This is a genomic window from Paraburkholderia sp. UCT2 (assembly GCF_014397665.1).
GTDB classification, from domain to species: domain Bacteria; phylum Pseudomonadota; class Gammaproteobacteria; order Burkholderiales; family Burkholderiaceae; genus Paraburkholderia; species Paraburkholderia tuberum.
In genome coordinates this window covers 14677-30923 of the sequence record NZ_VZQO01000020.1, presented here as the reverse complement: position 1 = coordinate 30923, position 16247 = coordinate 14677, and the positions used below count along the sequence as shown (strand labels likewise).

Genomic DNA, 16247 nt, shown 5'->3' with positions numbered 1-16247 from the left:
ATCGTGGGCCCCCAAAACTATCAGCACGATTAATTATGCAATTCTGAAATATTAGGGAAAACCCCTACCTTTGGTACAATGCTAGTGTTAACCCTTAGGGTCCCGCGCATGACGCGCCCGCCCGGGAGCCTCAGACACGGAGTACCAAATGAATTTCCACACGAGAAAATGGGTCAAGCCCGAAGACCTGAATCCCAACGGGACATTGTTCGGCGGCAGCCTGCTACGCTGGATCGACGAAGAAGCCGCGATCTACGCGATCTCTCAGCTGGACAATCAGCGCGTCGTGACCAAGTTCATGTCAGAGATTAACTTCGTCAGTTCGGCACGCCAGGGCGACATCATCGAACTGGGCATGACCGCCACGCATTTCGGCCGCACGTCGATCACGCTGCGCTGCGAAGTGCGCAACAAGATCACACGCAAGAGCATTCTGACGGTCGAGAAAATGGTATTCGTCAATCTCGACGAAAACGGCGATCCGGTGCCACATGGCCGCACGCGTATCCGTTATGCGGACGAGCAGTTCGCTCACTATCGCGCGAACTCCAAGCCAGTGCCGCAAACGGCACCAGTCGCGGCGGTCGAGGAAGATCGGGGCGCGGCGCGCAGCGAGGTCGAAAGCCTGCACTGAGCGGGTTGCAGCGATGCCCGCGGGCTTGGTCGGGCGACGTCTGGCTGTACTTCCCACGCGGGGCACCCATCGAGGGCGCCCGCTGTGCCTTGGAGCGCTGGATCGACGTGCCCAGATCCCCTGGAGCGCTATTGCGGGGCCGACGCCGGCTCAGCAGGCACGGCTGGCGTAGCGCCCGCGCCACTGTCACCCGGATCGGTGTAGTTCGGCAGATCCCCGCTGGGCGCGTTGGTCGCTCCACCGGAAGCCCCATTGGGCGCCGGCGAGGACTCACCCGGATCGTTGTAATCCGGCAGCGCACCGGGCGCGCCCTTGGCCGCGCCGCCCGCTCCCGAAGCGCCATTGGGCGTCTCGCCCACATCGCCCGGATCGGAGTAATTCGGCAGGCCGCCCGCCGGCGCGCCTGCCGCTGGGGCAGCAGCCGGGCCCGTATCGCCGTGATCGTCGTAGTTCGGCAGCGGCGGAGGGTTATTGCTCGTGCCGCGCAGCCGCGCGAGGCGCTGCTGCAAAAAGGCATCACGAACGAACGAGTACTTGTCGAGCGCAGCCTGCTCCAGAAGGCTGGTCGCGCCGAGCAGATCCGAACGTGTGCTCACGAACTGCAGCACGTACAGCGGATTGCGGGTCGCGGGTTCGATATAGTTCAGCGGATTGAACTTCACATCGACGACGAGCCCCATGCTGTCGCGCACCGTGCTCGGCCCGAACAGCGGCAGCACCAGATACGGACCCGACGGAATGCCCCAATGCCCGAGCGTCAGACCGAAGTCCTGATGATGCTTGGGCAGACCGGCCGGCGTCGCCCAGTCGAGCAGGCCGCCAATCCCAAACACCGAGTTGAACGCGAAGCGCATGATGTCTTCGGTCGCATCGGTGATCTTCAGTTGCAGCAGCGCGTTTGCGGCGTTGGTGAGGTCGCCGAGGTTCGAGAAGAAATTGCTGACGGCGGTGCGCAGCGGCTGCGGCGTCACTTTCTGGTAGCCCTTCGCGACCGGCACCGCGATATAGCGATCGACTCCGTCATTGAAATTGAAGATCACCCGGTTCACCGGCTCGAACGGATCGCCCGGCTTGCGATCCGGAGCGGTCGCGCAGCCGGAAATGAGACCCGCGGCGGTGAGCGCCAGCGCGGTGTTACGCAGCTTCATGCTTATATTCCTTTTTGCTTCCCGCGACGTTGACGCGGCTTGCCCATCAGCACCGGCTGGAAAACCACCGCGCCGATCAGCGTGCAGAACAGCGAAAGCACGAGCAGCCTCCCCATGCTGGACGTGCCCGGATGGTGCGACAGCCACAGGCTACCAAACGCGGTGGCCGTTGTGGCGGCGCTGAACAGCACCGCATGCGTGAGGCTCGACTGCAACAGGCCGGTCTGGCCGTGGCGCCACGCCATCACGAAGTAGATCTTGAACGCGACGCCGACGCCGAGCATCAGCGGCAGCGCGATGATGTTCGCGAAGTTCAGCGGCATGCCGAATACCACGCACAGTTCGAGCGTGACGATCGCGGACACCAGCAGCGGCACCAGCGTGCGCAGCACGTCGCCGACACGGCGCAGCGCGATCCACAGCAGCACGGCGATCGACAGCAGCGCATAGACGGCCGCCTGCAGGAACGCCTTGATGATCGTGTCGGCCGAATGCAGGATCGAGATCGGTCCGCCGATCGCGCCCGGCTCCGCCATCTTCACCGCGTGCGCGAAGCGCGCGAGCATCTGGTCGTCGTTTGGATCGACGCCGGGCGGCACCTTCGGCGCGATATCGACGAGCGCATGACCGCCCTTGCCGATCCACATCGCGGTGATGCCTGGCGGCAGGGTCTGCAGGGTTATTTCGGTCGGCTGCAGAAGGTTCTCAAGCTGCTTCAACGCGATGCGCAGCGTGTCGGACATCGCGACTTCGGCGCGGTCGCGCGTGGCGGCGTCGGCGGCGGCGAGCTTTTGCAAGGTCGCGGACAGGTGCTGCGCGTCCGCCGCGCCCGGGCCCGGATGGTCCTCGGCCGCGAGCGACAACTGATTCGCCGCGCGCTTCAATGCGGCGACGCGCAACTCGTCGGTGGCTTGCGGCGCGGGCTGCTGTTGCAGCGCCGGCAGCAGCTGTTGCGCGGCGCTCGCGATCAGCATCATCTTCTGCTGCTGGTCGGCCGGCACGAAGGTGCTCAACGTGTTGACGCGGCCCACTTGCGGCAGCTTGCGCAGTCGCTCGGCCATCGCGTCGGCGTCGGCAAGCGACGGCGCCAGCGCCTGCACGTTGTTCACCGCGGCTTCGGGCGAATCCTTCAGCGACAGCAACGTTGCCATCGACTCGGTGTGCGGGTCCTTCAGATGCAGCGGATTGAAGTCGAAACGCAGGTGCGTGAGCAGCGGTGTCGCGCCGATCACGACGAGCAGCGTGCCGATCAACACCGGCTTGCGATGGCGGTCGAGGAAGTCGTCGACGGGCTCGAGCTGCTTGAAACCGGGCGAGGCGACTTCGCCCGGCGGATTGAAGAGCTTCAGCAGCGCTGGCAGCAAGGTCATGTTGGTGAAGTACGCGACGAACATGCCGACGCCCGCGATCTGGCCAAGCTCCGACACGCCGCGATAAGCGGTCGGCAGGAACGAGAAGAAGCTCAGCGCGACTGCCACGGCCGCGAGCGTGAGCGGCACACCGATGCTGTGCGCAGTGTGCATCAGCGCGGCCGACAGCCGGTCGTCGCGGTTGCGCTCCTCGCGATACTTGACGCCGAACTGCACGCCGAAATCGACGCCGAGCCCGACGAACAGCACCATGAACGCGACCGAAATCATGTTGAGCGCGCCGACCATCAACAGGCCGAGCGCGGCCGTGATCGCGAGGCCGACGAACAGCGTGATGAACACGGCCGCGATCATGCGGCCCGAGCGCAGCGCGAGCCACAGAATGATCAGGACGACGATGAAAGTGCCGATGCCGTTCAGCACCGCACCGTCCTGCACTGACGCGAACTCCTCGTCGGCGAGTGGCTGCTCGCCGGTCAGGCGGATCGTCGCACCGTAGCGCTCCTGGAGATGCAGCGAGACCGCGGTTGCGCGAATCGCCCTCGACGCGCTCGCGCCCGGCTCCAGCGCGTCGTAGTTGACGACCGGATGCACGACGACAAACGAACGCGCCGGATCGGTGGCGGCGCTTTTATCGACGAGAGCGCGCCACGAGAACGCGGCGGGCTGGCCGGCCAGCACGCGATCGAGCGTGTTCGCGCTTTGCGCAAGCAGCCGGCTCATGTCAGGGAGTTTGACCTGGCCGAGTTGCAGCGGCAGCAGCAGGGTCGTAGTCAGCGTGCCGGCGAGACCGGTCAGGCTCGGATCATGCGCAAGTTGATTGACGAGCGGGCGCGACTGCACGAGTTGCGAGGTGGTGGACATCACCTCGTCGGTGGACGGAAACAGCAGGCCGTTGTGTTCGAAGAAGGGGCCGCCGGCGGGCTGCGAGACCGACGTGAACTCCTTCGGATCGGCTCTGAGCGCGGCGGTCAGCGCGTTGGCGGCGGCGTCGGCGAATTCGGGCGCGCGCGCTTCGACCACCACCAGCACGGTGTCGCCACGGTCGGGGAAGGCGGCGTCGAGCGCGTTCTGGACTGCCGCCCATTGCTTGTCGGTCTCGATGAGACGGCTGATGTCCGTGTTGATCTTGAAGTTATGCGCGACGTATATGCCGCTCAGGACAGCGAGCACGATCGACAGCGCGATGATCCTCAGCGGATGACGCACCGAATACGCGACGAGACGGACGATAGATGACTTCAGCATGTAGGCGGACGTGGCCTTATCACGGGTGTTGTTTTTGACGAAGGTGCATAAGTATACAGAGCCCGGGCAAGCAAGCCCGACTTCGGTAGCAAGTACGGCTCCTGACGGCTTCGTCCGGATGGGAACGTAATCCCCGCTATACTGGTGTACCTCTCTTTAGCCGCGGGGCTGCGGCCCGTCGGCGCTACTTCTTTCGAGTCATGACAAGCGTATGAAACGATATCTGACTGCTTTTGTGGCTGCGGCCGTGGTATCCACGGCGGCGTTTGCGCAGAGCGCACCCGACGCGGTGGTAAAAAGTGCAGTCCAGGGCACGGTGACTGCAATGAAGGCTGACCCGCAGGCGCGCGGCGGCGACATGGCGAAGATCACCCAGGTCGTCCAGACGCACTTCCTGCCCGCCACTGACTTTCAGCGCACCACACGTATCGCGGTAGGCAAGCCGTGGGCGACCGCGACGCCGGAGCAGCAGAAGCAACTGTACGAGCAGTTTACGCTGCTGCTCACGCGTACCTATGCCGCATCGCTGTCGCAACTGCGCGACCAGGACGTGAAGTTCCAGTTTGCGCCGGTCAGCGTGCAAGGCGGCGCGACCGACATCGTCGTGCAATCGCACGTGATCAGCAACGGCGGCGATGACTCGATCGACTACCGGCTCACCAAGGGGCCGTCGGGCTGGAAGATCTACGACATCAACATGATGGGCGCGTGGCTGATCCAGGTGTATCAGACGCAGTTCGCCGACCAGATCGCCAAAGGCGGCATCGACGGGCTGATCAAATTCCTGACCGCGCATAATGCGCGCGGCGCGTAAGCGGGTCGGTCGACAGAAGTTTCAATCGGTAAAAGAAAAGCGCGGTGGTCTTGATTGGCCACCGCGCTTTTTTTCGAGTTGCTTGCGCTAACGATCAGGCGCAATAGAGGGGCGGCGCGCGGCCGCTCTCCTGTCGAACGCCTCAGTGCGCGGCCGTCGCGGTCTCCACCTTCTTGCCCTTGCCGGCGCGCGTGATTTCTTCGAGCTTGATCTCGACGTGACGCGAGAACACGTACTCGGCGGGACGCTGCTTGTCGAGCGGAATGTCCTGCGCGAATGCGCCCGTGGTTTTCGGGCCGCGCATGCTGACCTTCAGCGCCTTCAGCGGATGCGCAACCGTGTCCATCACGGCCGTCGCTTCGAAACCGCAGTGGACCATGCAGTCCGCGCACTTCTCGTAGTTGCCGGTGCCGTACTTGTCCCAGTCCGTGGTTTCCATCAGTTCCTTGAAGGTCTTCACGTAGCCTTCGCCGACCAGATAGCACGGTTTTTGCCAGCCGAACACGGTACGCGCCGGGTTGCCCCACGGCGTGCATTCGTAGGTCTGGTTGCCCGCGAGGAAGTCGAGGAACATCGCCGACTGGCTGAACGACCAGTTCTTGCCGTTGTTGCCGCGCTTGAAGATTTCGCGGAACAGCTGCTTGGTCTTGTCGCGGTTCAGGAAGTGCTGCTGATCCGGCGCGCGCTCATACGCATATCCGGGCGATACCGTGATGCCGTCGACGCCCATCGGGCCCAACGTGTCGAAGAACTTCGCCACGCGTTCCGGCTGCGCGTCGTTGAACAGCGTGCAGTTGATGTTCACGCGGAAGCCGCGGCGCTTCGCTTCGCGGATCGCGGCCACGGCCTTCTCGTACACGCCTTCCTGCGACACCGAGTGATCGTGCGCTTCCTTGTCGCCGTCAAGGTGAACCGACCACACGAAGTACGGATTCGGCTCGTAGTCGTCCATCTTCTTTTCCATCAGCAGCGCGTTCGTGCACAGGTACACGAACTTCTTGCGCGCCATGATGCCCTTGACGATCTGCGGCATTTCCTTGTGCAGCAGCGGCTCGCCACCCGCGATCGACACGACCGGCGCACCGCATTCGTCGACGGCCTGCAGGCATTCTTCCAGCGACAGACGCTGGTTCAGAATCGGATCCGGATAGTCGATCTTGCCGCAGCCATTGCAGGCGAGATTGCAGCGAAACAGCGGCTCCAGCATCAGGGCGAGCGGATAGCGTTTGTTGCCGGAGAGATGCTGGCGCATGATGTATGCGCCGACGCGGACTTTCTGTAGCAGCGGAATAGACAAGGCGTCCTCCTTAAACTTCGCGTGCAGCGAGTGGTTGCATCAGTTTCGATGGCAACTTGAATTCGACTGTTTCTTCACGGCCCGCCATCGTCGTGACATCGACGGGCCCCAATGCGCGTAGCGCATCGATTACGTTTTCGACCATTTCTTCGGGCGCCGACGCGCCGGCCGTGATGCCGACCGTGTGCACGTTGGCGAACCATTCCGGCTTCACTTCGGAGCCGTCGGCGACGAGGTAGCTCGCCACGCCGCTCTCGCTGCCGATTTCGCGCAGCCGGTTCGAGTTCGAGCTGTTGGTCGCGCCGACCACCAGCAGTACATCGACCTCTTTGCTCAATTCGCGCACCGCCGCCTGGCGGTTCTGCGTTGCATAGCAGATGTCGCGCGTGTCGGGACCGACCATGTCGGTAAAGCGGCGCAGCAGCGCGTCGATGATGCCGCGCGTGTCGTCGACCGACAACGTGGTTTGCGTCACGTAGGCGAGCGGCGCATCGACCGGCAACTCGAGTTTCGCGACTTCTGCCTCGCTCTGCACGAGCAGCACCGTGCCGGGGATCTGGCCGATCGTGCCTTCCACTTCGGGATGGCCGGCGTGGCCGATCAGGATCAGCGTGCGGCCGGCGGCCACGTACTGACGACCCTGTACGTGCACCTTGGTCACGAGCGGGCAGGTTGCGTCGAGCACGTCGAGGCCGCGCGCTTCGGCATCACGTTCGACGGTTTGCGCAACACCATGCGCGCTGAATATCGCGACGGCACCTTGCGGCACTTCATCGAGTTCCTCGACGAAACGCGCGCCCTTCTGGCGCAGATTGTCGACCACGTGACGGTTATGGACAATCTCGTGGCGGACATACACGGGCGCGCCGTGTTGCTGTAACGCACGATCGACGATTTCGATTGCGCGGACAACGCCCGCACAAAAGCCGCGGGGCTGAGCAAGGATGACTCGCATAAGTTGGCGAACTCCGACTAACGCGGGTTTCGAAGAAGTCGTGAAACTGACTTTATCGCCGCGCTCATCTTGATTAGTTGACGTCTTGAGCCCCGGCGACCGGCCGGTACAGCAAAACCAAACGCGCATTCTAACGCTATCGGGGCCACTTTGCTTTTTGCTGCGGCCCGTGTGTTGGCCGCTTGCCGCAGCCGCCGGGCCGTGCGGAGGACCGGGGCGGCGAGCGTTACAAAGATGTAAGGAGCCAGCGCGGGATTGCCTCGTAACGCGCCCGACCATGACCGCACACTGCACCGTCACGGCGGAACCCTTAAACTACCGATCCTTGCCGCGCGGACATCGCGCTGTATTACAGAATGGTTTCGAGGCTCGCTGGATGGACGTCGATCAGCACGAAAACTTTCCGATCGCGAGCGTGTTGCTGCCTAAGGCCCTACGCGCGCCTGTCGGTATTATCTATCAGGTCGTGCGCACTGCGGCCGATATCTCCGCCGAAGGCCAGTGGAGCGCCGCCGAGCGGCATGCCCGGCTGGCCGATTTCCGCGCCGGGCTCGACGCGATCGCGCAACGGCGCGCCGCACCCGTGCATGCGCTGTTGTTCGGCAAGCTCGCTGGCGTGATCGCGCAATACGAGCTGCCGCTCGAACCGTTCTACGATCTGCTCGACGGCTGCGCGCAGGACATCGATACGAATCGCTATGCGGATCGCGCCGCGCTTGTCGACTATTGCCGCCGCTCGGCGCATCCGGTCGGGCATCTGCTGCTGCATCTGGTCGGCGCGGCGACGCCGCACAATCTTGCCGACGCCGACGCGATCTGCACGGCGTCGCAACTGATCAGCTTCTGGCTCGACGTCGCCGCCGACTGGCAACGACAGCACGTGTACCTGCCGCAAGCCGATTTGCGCCGCTTCGGCGTGACCGAGGCGCAGATTGCCGATGGTGTCGTCGACGATGCGTGGCGCGCGCTGATGGCGTATGAAATCGCGTTCGTGCGCGCCACGCTGGTCCGCGGCGCACCGCTCGCGCTGCGCACGCCGGGGCGGCTCGGCATCGAGCTGTGCGGCGCGGTGCATGCAGGCTTTCGGTTTCTCGAGCGCATCGAGCGCGCGGATTACGATGTGTTCCGCGCGCGCCCGGTCCTCAATCTGTTCGACTGGTGCGTGGTGGCGGCGCGCACCCTGAAAATGCGACTATCCAGACGCGTCGGCATGGCGGCGCGCTCAATCGAGGGTAATGCTTAATGGCGGCGGTCCTGTTCGTGCTTTCGTGTGTTTCCCTGCTGATCTGGTGCGTACTGCTGTTCGCGCGCGGCGGCTTCTGGCGCGCGCGCCCCGCCGCGCCGCTGGCCATCGCGGCGCGCGACGCATGGCCGGCCGTCGCGGCCGTCGTACCGGCGCGCAATGAAGTCGACGTGATCGCCGAGGCGGTCACGTCGCTGCTCGAGCAGGACTATGCAGGCGCGTTCCAGGTGATCGTCGTCGACGATCACAGCACCGACGGCACCGCCGACGCCGCGCGTGCCGCAGCGCTGCGGCTGCAATGTCCGGAGCGCCTCACCGTGCTGAGCGCGAAGCCGTTGCCCCCAGGCTGGTCCGGCAAGGTGTGGGCGCAGTCGCAGGGCATCGAGGCGGTGCGCACGCTCGATCTGCCGGCCGAATTCCTGTTGCTGACCGATGCCGACATCGGCCACCCCGCCGAGGCGTTGACGCAGCTCGTCGCGCGCGCGGATGCCGAAAAGCGCGACCTCGTCTCGCTGATGGTCCGGCTGCGCTGCGATTCGTTCTGGGAAAAGGCGCTGATTCCGGCCTTCGTGTTCTTCTTCGCGAAGCTGTATCCGTTCGCGTGGGTCAACAATCCACGCAACCGCACCGCGGCCGCGGCGGGCGGCTGCATGCTGGTGCGCCGCGCGGCGCTCGAGGAAGCGGGCGGCATCGAGTCGATCCGCGCCGAGCTGATCGACGATTGCAGTCTTGCCGCGCGCATCAAGCATCGTGGCACCGGCCGCCATCCGATCCGGCTCGATGTGGCGGCGAAGAGCGTGTCGCTGCGTCCCTACGATAGCTGGCGCGACATCTGGAACATGATCGCGCGCACCGCGTTCACGCAGCTGCGCTACTCGTCGCTACTGCTCGCGGGCACGCTCGTCGGCATGGCGATCATCTATCTGTTGCCGCCGGTCGCGGCGTTGATCCTCGGGCCACTCGGCTGGCCGGCCTGGATCGCGTGGGCGGCAATGTGCTGCGCCTATGCGCCGATGCTCGTCTACTACCGGCGCTCACCGCTGTGGGCGCCGTTTCTGCCGCTCGTGGCGCTGTTCTATGTCGGCGCAACGTTCGCATCGGCGGTGCGCTACTGGCGTGGCAAGGGTGGGCAGTGGAAGGCGCGCGTGCAGGCGCCGGTGCAGGAGCGCTGAAGTCTGGCGATGGCCGATGCGCTCGTCGGATGCAGACGGCAGGCGTAAAAAAAGCGGCTCCAGGCCGCTTTTTCTACGTAGCGCGTTTCATCACGCGTTCGTCAGCATCATGTACATCTGGATCACGATGTCCGGCGAGAACGTGAACGGTACCCAGCCATGGCCGGTGTGGCGCATCACCAGCAAGCGGTCGCCGTTCGACTGCTTCTGCACGGCCATCATCGGATTCTTCGTCGAGACGAATTGCCAGCCCGGCGGGATGCCTTGCGGCTGCTCCGGCGTCATCGAGGCCCGTGCGTTCGACAGTTCCTCGATCAGCCGGCTGATCTGATCCGGGCGTAGCGCGACGGTCTGGTCGCCGATCGTCATCGTGATTTCGTCGCGCGCGGGGCGGTTGATTTCGAGCGTCGGTTGGAACTGCGGGGCGGCCGGCGTATCGATCGCTTCGGCGTGCGTTTCTGCGTTTGCTTCTGCGTTTGCTTCGGTGCTCGCGGGCTGTTCCGCTGCTGCTTGCGCCGCCGCTTCGTGCGCGGCATGCTCCACCGCTTCGTGCGCGGCATGCTCCACCCCTTCGTGCGCGGCATGCTCCACCGCTGCGGGCGATGCCGCAGCGTCAGCGCTTGTCTCGGGAGTGTTCTCGGCCTGCGTGGCCACGACAGCCTGAATGAGCTGATCGACGCCCATTTCCAGCGCGCCGAGCTGTTCGTGAAGATTCATGCGAGGTTTCTCAGGTAGGACCCGCGATTTTACCTGCTGCGCGCAGGCTTGCACCCGTCGCCGGCGCGGGACTTGTAACAAAATGCTTACGGCCGCTGTTCAGCCCTTCACTTATCCCTTGATCACCGCTTCAGATACCCCGCCTGCCGGAACCATTCGAGCGCATCGGCGAGCCCCTCGCGATAAGGCCGCGCCCGGTACCTCAGCTCGCGTTCCGCCTTCGCCGACGTGAAATACATCTTGTTCTTCGACATCTTCAGCCCGTCGACGGTGACGAAAGGTTCGCGCTTCGTGAACTTGGCGACCGCTTCCGCGCCCATCGCGAGCGGATACAACGGCCAGCGCGGCAGGCTCAGTGTCGGTGCCTTGCGGCCGGTCAACGCCGCGATATCGGCGAGCATCTGCTGCAACGGCAGATTTTCGCCGCCCAGAATATAGCGCTCGCCGATCTTGCCGCGTTCGAGCGCAAGGAAATGACCGGCGGCGACGTCGTCGACGTGCACGAGGTTCAGCCCCGTATCGACGAATGCGGGAATCTTGCCGAGCGCTGCCTCCAGAATGATGCGCCCGGTGGGCGTCGGTTTCACGTCGCGCGGGCCGATCGGCGTCGATGGATTGACGATCACCGCGGGCAGACCGTCCTCGGCGATCATGCGCTCGACCGCGCGCTCGGCGAGCACCTTGCTGCGCTTGTAGACGCCGATCGCCTGGTCGGCGCGAAGCGGCGAGGTTTCGTCGGCGGACTGGCCGGAGCTCGTCACCTTCAGCGTGGCGACGCTGCTCGTATATACGATGCGTTCCACACCTTCCTTCAACGCCGCGCGCATCGTCGCCTCGGTGCCTTCGAGATTCGCGCGCTCGATCTCGCCGGGGTCCGGCGCCCACAGCCGATAATCGGCGGCCACGTGCAGCAGATAGCGCACGCCGCGCAGCGCGTTGCGCATCGATGCTTCGTCGCGCATGTCGCCGACGACGATTTCCGCGTCGAGCGATTCGACGTTCTTGCGCGGACTCGTCGCGCGCACCAGCACGCGTACGCGAAAGCCCTTGCTCTGCGCGATGCGCGCCACCGACGAGCCGACGAAGCCGGACGCGCCGGTCACGAGCACGAGATCGCGATGCTGTTCGGTCATTCTGTTTCCATTTCCTGCGTGACGGTCGACGGATTGTACGTGGCGCGCGCAAAGGATGGGCGTTGCCGAGCGCGCTCGCCGCGACGCGACTAGAATGCCGGCTTGAAAGACTGTCAGGCATTAAAAGGAGGTAGCGGCATGGCCCCGGATCTGGATGAGCGGATCGAAACGTATTACGCGCGGGTGCGCGGCACCGTGCAGGGCGTTGGCTTTCGCCTTGCGACGGTGCGCCAGGCGCACGCGCTCGGCATCAAGGGATGGGTCGCGAATCTCGACGACGGTTCGGTCGAGGCGATGTTGCAGGGACCGGCCAATCAGATCGACCGGATGTTGTCGTGGCTGCGTCACGGACCGCCGGCGGCGCGCGTGACCGAAGTGAGCGGCGAGGAGCGCGCGACGGACAGGCGTTACGAGCGCTTCGAGCAGCATTGAGCTCGAGCTGCGCGAGTTAGAAAAGCGGCGCGCCGTCCAGAGGAGGGCGCGCCGCTTTTTCGTTTATGCCTTTATCGGCCGTTATTTGCCGCGTGGTCAGCGCTTACCGGGCCACCAGCAAACTCTCCGCGAATCCCCACTCGTCCTCGATCCATTGATGGCTGCACACGAAGCCGGCGCCATCGACGATCGCGGGCAATTCTTCCGCGCGATACTTGTGGCTGCTTTCGGTCCAGATCGTCTCACCTTCCGTCAGCGACACCGTCAGCTTTGCGGCGCGCACGTGAGCGGTGATATCGCGCTTCGCGCGCAGATGCATCTCGATGCTGCGCGCGTCCGGATTGAAGCGCGCGACGTGCTCGAACTCATCGAGCGGAAAGTCGCCGTCGAGTTCGCGGTTGATGCGCGCGAGCAGGTTCAGATTGAACGACGCGGTCACGCCGATCGCGTCGTCGTAGGCTGCGACCAGCACCGGCGTCGGTTTGATCAGATCGGTGCCGAGCAGCAGCGCGTCGCCGGGCGCGAGCATGTTGCGGATCTCGCGCAGAAAACGCGTTGCCGCGAGCCTGCCGAAGTTGCCGATCGTGCTGCCGAGGAACAGCACGAGCAAGCGGTCGCCGGGCGCGCGCTGCCGGCTCACTTCGGCGAGACCGGCCAGATAGTCGCGCTCATAACCGACGATCGAAATCCGCTCGATGTCACCGAGTTCGCGCCGGCACAACTGCAAAGCACTGCGCGAAATTTCAATCGGGCAGTAGGAAGTAGGGCGTTTTTTACACAGCGCCTCGAGAATGCGCCGCGTTTTACGGCCGCTGCCGCTGCCGAGTTCGGCGACCGTGACGTCATGCGGCAAATGCTCGACGATGTCGGCCGCGTGCTTCGCGAGCAGACGTTCTTCGGCGCGCGTGACGCCATATTCGGGTAATACGGTAATCACTTCAAAAAGTGCGGAACCGACCTCGTCGTACAGATACTTCGACGGCAGCTCTTTTTGCGGCGTATGGGTGAGGCCGGCGTACACGTCGGCGGCGAAGGCGCGACGCAGTTCGGAAGGCGAGTTGCTGAGCGATAGGGCTGGCTGGGTCATGCTGGCTCCAGTAGTCACATTCGATGAGCGGGATTGCTGCCGGGCGGTGGCATGCGCGATGAAACACAGTTGAGGCATGCCGTGGGCGAGATGCGCGGGCGGTGATTCGTGGCGGCCTGACAGACTGCGCTCGAGGCTGCATTCGCCGACCCGGCTCGTGGGTGCTGCTCGTTGCGTGCCGCTGTGGACGTCGTTGTCGCGAGTGGTGCGGCCACAGCGTGCAAAACTTGGGTAGCAAGATTCGCGCGAGGCGAGGACGAACCGGAAATGGTTTCGCCGGCCGCGGCGCACAGAGTTATGTTTTAGTGCATCGACACGCGACGCGCACGACTAATTGCAGCCGACTGACGAAAAAGCGCAAGCCCGTTGGCGAATAACCCGTCTAGAATGCCCGTTTTCCTACGGTTTTGCACCGCCGCTTCAGAACAACAACGCAGCGTCTGCCGCTTTGCCCGCGTGGCCGCCTGCTCACGAGACATCATATTCATGACGACAACGAACGCCGCGAGCCCGCGTCGCGCGCCGCAAGCCCACGCGTCACACCGATCCCCGACCGCGCAATGAATCACAACGACTTCAGGCGCGGGATCGCATTGTCGGTCGGCGCGTCGGCGATGTTCGCATTATTGTCCGCTTACGCGACGCTGCTCAAACCGCTGTCGGGCCTCGACATCTTCGCGTGGCGCATCGTGTGGACCGTGCCCGGCGCGCTGCTGCTCGTCGCGGTGCGCAAGCGCCTGCCGATTCTGCGCGCGCTCGTTGTCCAAATGATGACGCAGCCGAAGCTCGGTGCCGCGATGGCCGTGGCTGCGGGCCTGCTCGGCGTACAGCTGTGGCTGTTTCTGTGGGCGCCGCTGCATGGGCGCATGCTCGAAGTGTCGCTCGGCTATTTCCTGCTGCCGCTCGCGATGGTGCTGGTCGGGCGCTTCCACTATCACGAGCGGCTCGACACGTTGCAGTGGCTCGCGGTCGCGTGCGCGGCGGTTGGCGTCGCTCACGAACTGTGGGTGACGGGTGCGTTCTCGTGGCCGACGCTCGTCGTCGCGCTCGGTTATCCGCCTTATTTCGTGCTGCGTCGTCAGATCAGTCAGGATTCGCTCGCGATGTTCACCGTCGAAATGGCGTTGCTGCTGCCGGTGGCCGTCGTGTGCATTCTCAGCGGCGGCTCGCTGCAAGCAATCGCCGGACGCGCCGAAATGTGGTGTCTGCTATTGCCGGGCCTCGGTGCGTTGAGCACGCTCGCGCTCGCTTCGTATCTGAAGGCGAGCCGACTGCTGCCGGTCGCGTTGTTCGGCATTCTCGGCTACGTCGAGCCGGTGCTGCTCGTGTTCGTGTCGATCACGCTGCTGCGCGAAACGCTGAGCGTCGCGCAACTCGCGACCTATGTGCCGATCTGGATCGCCGTCGCGCTGACCGCGCTGCACAGCGTGCGCTTCGTTCGGTTCGCGTCGAACTGAACTACGGCGCTCGCTCAGCGATGCGCGTCGGGCCTACCTCAGCCTCGATCGCATCGCGCAGTTCGGGGCGCCAGCCGACACCGAACAGCGCTTCGGCGAGCACGAATAGCGGGCCGATCAACAGGCCGGTCACGTCGTCGACGAATGCCGGCTTGCGATGTTCGTAGGCCACGTGGCCGACGAACTGGAACACCCAGCCGACCACGAACAGCCCAATGCCGGTCGCGAGCCACACGAGCGTCGTTTGCGCGGCGATCCACTCGCCGAACGCGACGCAGAGCGCCGAGACGCAGGCCATCAGCACGCCGAGCGGCACGTCGAGCGCGAGGTAGAAGACGGTCGCCGCCACGAACAGCAGCCACGCCGGCGACAACGTGACCGGGAACATCCCGGCGCCAAACGACGGGCGGCTCAGCAACACCGCGAGCGCGAGCACGATCATCGGAATGCCGACGAAGTGCGTGGCGATATTGCGCCGGTCGCGATGGTAGGCCGCGTATTGCGTCAGTTGCTGCGTCAGCGTTCTCATCAGGGCCACTCCTGTGTCAAAGTCAGCATAATCGCGGGCAGCGGATTTTGAAACCATCGGGTAGCCGACAATCAGCAACGACCGTCCACGGATACCGTCCATGACAGAGCGTTTTTCATCGAAGGAGCTTGCCGGGCTGCTCGAGCGCACGCCGGCTTACGGGCATGCGTTCGGTCTGCTGCTCGCGCACAAGCTGCGTCTGGCGTTCGAGGCGATCGAGGAAGCCGCGCTATTGCCGGCCGCACCGCATGTCGCGCGGCGCCTGTTGCTGATGGCGGGCGGCTATGGCGAACCCGGCGCATCGCGCAACGTGCTGAAGGTCCCGCAGGAAGACCTGGCGATGATGCTCGCGTTGTCGCGGCAGACGATCAATCAGGTGCTCAAGCACTTCGAGACGCAGGGCGCGTTGAAGCTGCGCTATGCGGAGATCGAAATCGTCGATGCCGACAAGCTGCGTGAACAGTCTCTCGTCGAGCGCATTTAACGCGCGCTCGGGTGGCTGGCCCGACGTTTCAATGGACCGATCGTCGCGGCGGGCAACGTGGTGAGCAGCATGTGCAACGTGAAGTGGAGATCTTCGCGCGCGATGTCGAGTTGCACGCGGTCTTCTTCGCGCACGGTTTCCGTGTTGATTACATAGACGCCGAGCGGCGAATGAAGCAGTGCGCGCAAGTGAGGGTGCGGCAGCGTCACGAGTAGAGCCGCGCGCGCCGACGGAAACGGAATGACGTTGCTGTGTTGAACCTGCTTGCTGGCAGGTTGCGGCGAGAGCTTGTCGAGCGATTGGGTAAAAGCCATGTGATGCGGCGTTGGTGCGACGCGATGGTGAATTGGAACAATTCGAGAGTAGTCGTCCGCGAGTAAAGACGGTGCAAAAATTCGCGCGTTTGTCGGCAAAAAGATACGACGGGGAATGACACGCGGCATAAAAAAAGGCGAGTCATAAGACTCGCCCTCCCTGAACGGCACAGTCCGGCTTCGATCAACTTCTATTTGAACAGCACCTGCATG

At 64.2% G+C, this 16247-nt stretch carries 15 protein-coding genes and 1 pseudogene; 7 read left to right on the top strand and 9 right to left on the bottom strand.

Annotated features, from left to right (window positions below; translation table 11 throughout):
• Window positions 1-148 precede the first annotated feature (148 nt).
• Window positions 149-634, top strand: coding sequence for an acyl-CoA thioesterase (locus F6X39_RS18205; RefSeq protein ID WP_090808106.1), 486 nt, complete (start codon window positions 149-151; stop codon window positions 632-634).
• A 128-nt stretch (window positions 635-762) separates the two neighbouring features.
• On the opposite strand, the gene F6X39_RS18200 is transcribed toward F6X39_RS18205, so the two are convergent.
• Together F6X39_RS18200 and F6X39_RS18195 are read right to left on the bottom strand one after the other, a co-directional pair.
• Complete coding sequence (locus tag F6X39_RS18200; protein ID WP_187617616.1) at window positions 763-1782, bottom strand: VacJ family lipoprotein; 1020 nt, start codon at window positions 1780-1782, stop codon at window positions 763-765.
• 2 nt (window positions 1783-1784) lie between these two features.
• The gene (locus tag F6X39_RS18195) at window positions 1785-4400 is read right to left on the bottom strand and encodes an MMPL family transporter (RefSeq protein WP_187617615.1); all 2616 of its coding nucleotides are present in this window, start codon (window positions 4398-4400) and stop codon (window positions 1785-1787) included.
• A 211-nt stretch (window positions 4401-4611) separates the two neighbouring features.
• On the opposite strand from F6X39_RS18195, the gene F6X39_RS18190 reads away from it, so the two are divergent.
• Window positions 4612-5214, top strand: a complete 603-nt coding sequence (locus tag F6X39_RS18190; RefSeq protein WP_184030891.1) for a phospholipid-binding protein MlaC — start codon at window positions 4612-4614, stop codon at window positions 5212-5214.
• A 142-nt stretch (window positions 5215-5356) separates the two neighbouring features.
• On the opposite strand, the gene hpnH is transcribed toward F6X39_RS18190, so the two are convergent.
• The gene (gene hpnH / locus F6X39_RS18185) at window positions 5357-6511 is read right to left on the bottom strand and encodes an adenosyl-hopene transferase HpnH (RefSeq protein WP_018423996.1); all 1155 of its coding nucleotides are present in this window, start codon (window positions 6509-6511) and stop codon (window positions 5357-5359) included.
• Between the two features lie 10 nt (window positions 6512-6521).
• Window positions 6522-7466, bottom strand: a complete 945-nt coding sequence (ispH, locus tag F6X39_RS18180) for a 4-hydroxy-3-methylbut-2-enyl diphosphate reductase (protein WP_187617614.1) — start codon at window positions 7464-7466, stop codon at window positions 6522-6524.
• A gap of 376 nt (window positions 7467-7842) precedes the next feature.
• Between ispH and hpnC the strand changes: the two genes are divergently transcribed.
• Together hpnC and F6X39_RS18170 are read left to right on the top strand one after the other, a co-directional pair.
• Window positions 7843-8709, top strand: a complete 867-nt coding sequence (hpnC, locus tag F6X39_RS18175; RefSeq protein ID WP_187617613.1) for a squalene synthase HpnC — start codon at window positions 7843-7845, stop codon at window positions 8707-8709.
• Window positions 8709-9881 carry a glycosyltransferase gene (locus tag F6X39_RS18170; protein ID WP_187617612.1) on the top strand — a complete coding sequence of 391 codons (1173 nt, stop codon included), beginning with the start codon at window positions 8709-8711 and terminating at the stop codon, window positions 9879-9881. The genes hpnC and F6X39_RS18170 overlap by 1 nt, the downstream gene beginning before the upstream one ends.
• Window positions 9882-9971: 90 nt before the next feature.
• Here F6X39_RS18170 and F6X39_RS18165 read toward each other — a convergent pair whose 3' ends face one another.
• A complete protein-coding gene (locus F6X39_RS18165) occupies window positions 9972-10598 on the bottom strand; it encodes a hypothetical protein (protein ID WP_187617611.1) in 627 nt (208 codons plus the stop codon).
• A gap of 122 nt (window positions 10599-10720) precedes the next feature.
• Window positions 10721-11731 carry a hopanoid-associated sugar epimerase gene (gene hpnA, locus F6X39_RS18160; RefSeq protein ID WP_187617610.1) on the bottom strand — a complete coding sequence of 337 codons (1011 nt, stop codon included), beginning with the start codon at window positions 11729-11731 and terminating at the stop codon, window positions 10721-10723.
• A 138-nt stretch (window positions 11732-11869) separates the two neighbouring features.
• Here hpnA and F6X39_RS18155 point away from each other — a divergent pair, with 138 nt between their 5' ends.
• Window positions 11870-12163 carry an acylphosphatase gene (locus F6X39_RS18155; RefSeq protein WP_187617609.1) on the top strand — a complete coding sequence of 98 codons (294 nt, stop codon included), beginning with the start codon at window positions 11870-11872 and terminating at the stop codon, window positions 12161-12163.
• A gap of 103 nt (window positions 12164-12266) precedes the next feature.
• Here F6X39_RS18155 and egtD read toward each other — a convergent pair whose 3' ends face one another.
• Window positions 12267-13250, bottom strand: coding sequence for an L-histidine N(alpha)-methyltransferase (gene egtD / locus F6X39_RS18150; RefSeq protein ID WP_187617608.1), 984 nt, complete (start codon window positions 13248-13250; stop codon window positions 12267-12269).
• A 560-nt stretch (window positions 13251-13810) separates the two neighbouring features.
• On the opposite strand from egtD, the gene rarD reads away from it, so the two are divergent.
• On the top strand, window positions 13811-14707 hold the full coding sequence (gene rarD, locus F6X39_RS18145; protein WP_187617607.1) for an EamA family transporter RarD: 897 nt from the start codon (window positions 13811-13813) through the stop codon (window positions 14705-14707).
• Window position 14708: 1 nt separating this feature from the next.
• Here the strand turns inward: rarD and F6X39_RS18140 are convergent, their stop codons facing one another.
• On the bottom strand, window positions 14709-15236 hold the full coding sequence (locus tag F6X39_RS18140; protein WP_187617606.1) for a DUF962 domain-containing protein: 528 nt from the start codon (window positions 15234-15236) through the stop codon (window positions 14709-14711).
• A gap of 127 nt (window positions 15237-15363) precedes the next feature.
• On the opposite strand from F6X39_RS18140, the pseudogene F6X39_RS18135 reads away from it, so the two are divergent.
• Window positions 15364-15720 (top strand): annotated as a pseudogene (locus tag F6X39_RS18135) (Crp/Fnr family transcriptional regulator); the annotation flags it as partial.
• Here the strand turns inward: F6X39_RS18135 and F6X39_RS18130 are convergent.
• A complete protein-coding gene (locus F6X39_RS18130; protein WP_187617605.1) occupies window positions 15717-16034 on the bottom strand; it encodes a hypothetical protein in 318 nt (105 codons plus the stop codon). The pseudogene F6X39_RS18135 and the gene F6X39_RS18130 sit on opposite strands and share 4 nt — an antisense overlap.
• Window positions 16035-16247: the final 213 nt, after the last annotated feature.

What these genes read in the sequence shown, in the direction of transcription:
- F6X39_RS18205 (WP_090808106.1), top strand. Translation starts at nt 149, where the DNA reads ATGAATTTCCACACGAGAAAATGGGTCAAGCCCGAAGACCTGAATCCC.
- F6X39_RS18200 (WP_187617616.1), bottom strand. Translation starts at nt 1,782, where the DNA reads ATGAAGCTGCGTAACACCGCGCTGGCGCTCACCGCCGCGGGTCTCATT.
- F6X39_RS18195 (WP_187617615.1), bottom strand. Translation starts at nt 4,400, where the DNA reads ATGCTGAAGTCATCTATCGTCCGTCTCGTCGCGTATTCGGTGCGTCAT.
- F6X39_RS18190 (WP_184030891.1), top strand. Translation starts at nt 4,612, where the DNA reads ATGAAACGATATCTGACTGCTTTTGTGGCTGCGGCCGTGGTATCCACG.
- ispH (WP_187617614.1), bottom strand. Translation starts at nt 7,466, where the DNA reads ATGCGAGTCATCCTTGCTCAGCCCCGCGGCTTTTGTGCGGGCGTTGTC.
- hpnC (WP_187617613.1), top strand. Translation starts at nt 7,843, where the DNA reads ATGGACGTCGATCAGCACGAAAACTTTCCGATCGCGAGCGTGTTGCTG.
- F6X39_RS18170 (WP_187617612.1), top strand. Translation starts at nt 8,709, where the DNA reads ATGGCGGCGGTCCTGTTCGTGCTTTCGTGTGTTTCCCTGCTGATCTGG.
- F6X39_RS18165 (WP_187617611.1), bottom strand. Translation starts at nt 10,598, where the DNA reads ATGAATCTTCACGAACAGCTCGGCGCGCTGGAAATGGGCGTCGATCAG.
- hpnA (WP_187617610.1), bottom strand. Translation starts at nt 11,731, where the DNA reads ATGACCGAACAGCATCGCGATCTCGTGCTCGTGACCGGCGCGTCCGGC.
- F6X39_RS18155 (WP_187617609.1), top strand. Translation starts at nt 11,870, where the DNA reads ATGGCCCCGGATCTGGATGAGCGGATCGAAACGTATTACGCGCGGGTG.
- egtD (WP_187617608.1), bottom strand. Translation starts at nt 13,250, where the DNA reads ATGACCCAGCCAGCCCTATCGCTCAGCAACTCGCCTTCCGAACTGCGT.
- rarD (WP_187617607.1), top strand. Translation starts at nt 13,811, where the DNA reads ATGAATCACAACGACTTCAGGCGCGGGATCGCATTGTCGGTCGGCGCG.
- F6X39_RS18140 (WP_187617606.1), bottom strand. Translation starts at nt 15,236, where the DNA reads ATGAGAACGCTGACGCAGCAACTGACGCAATACGCGGCCTACCATCGC.
- F6X39_RS18130 (WP_187617605.1), bottom strand. Translation starts at nt 16,034, where the DNA reads ATGGCTTTTACCCAATCGCTCGACAAGCTCTCGCCGCAACCTGCCAGC.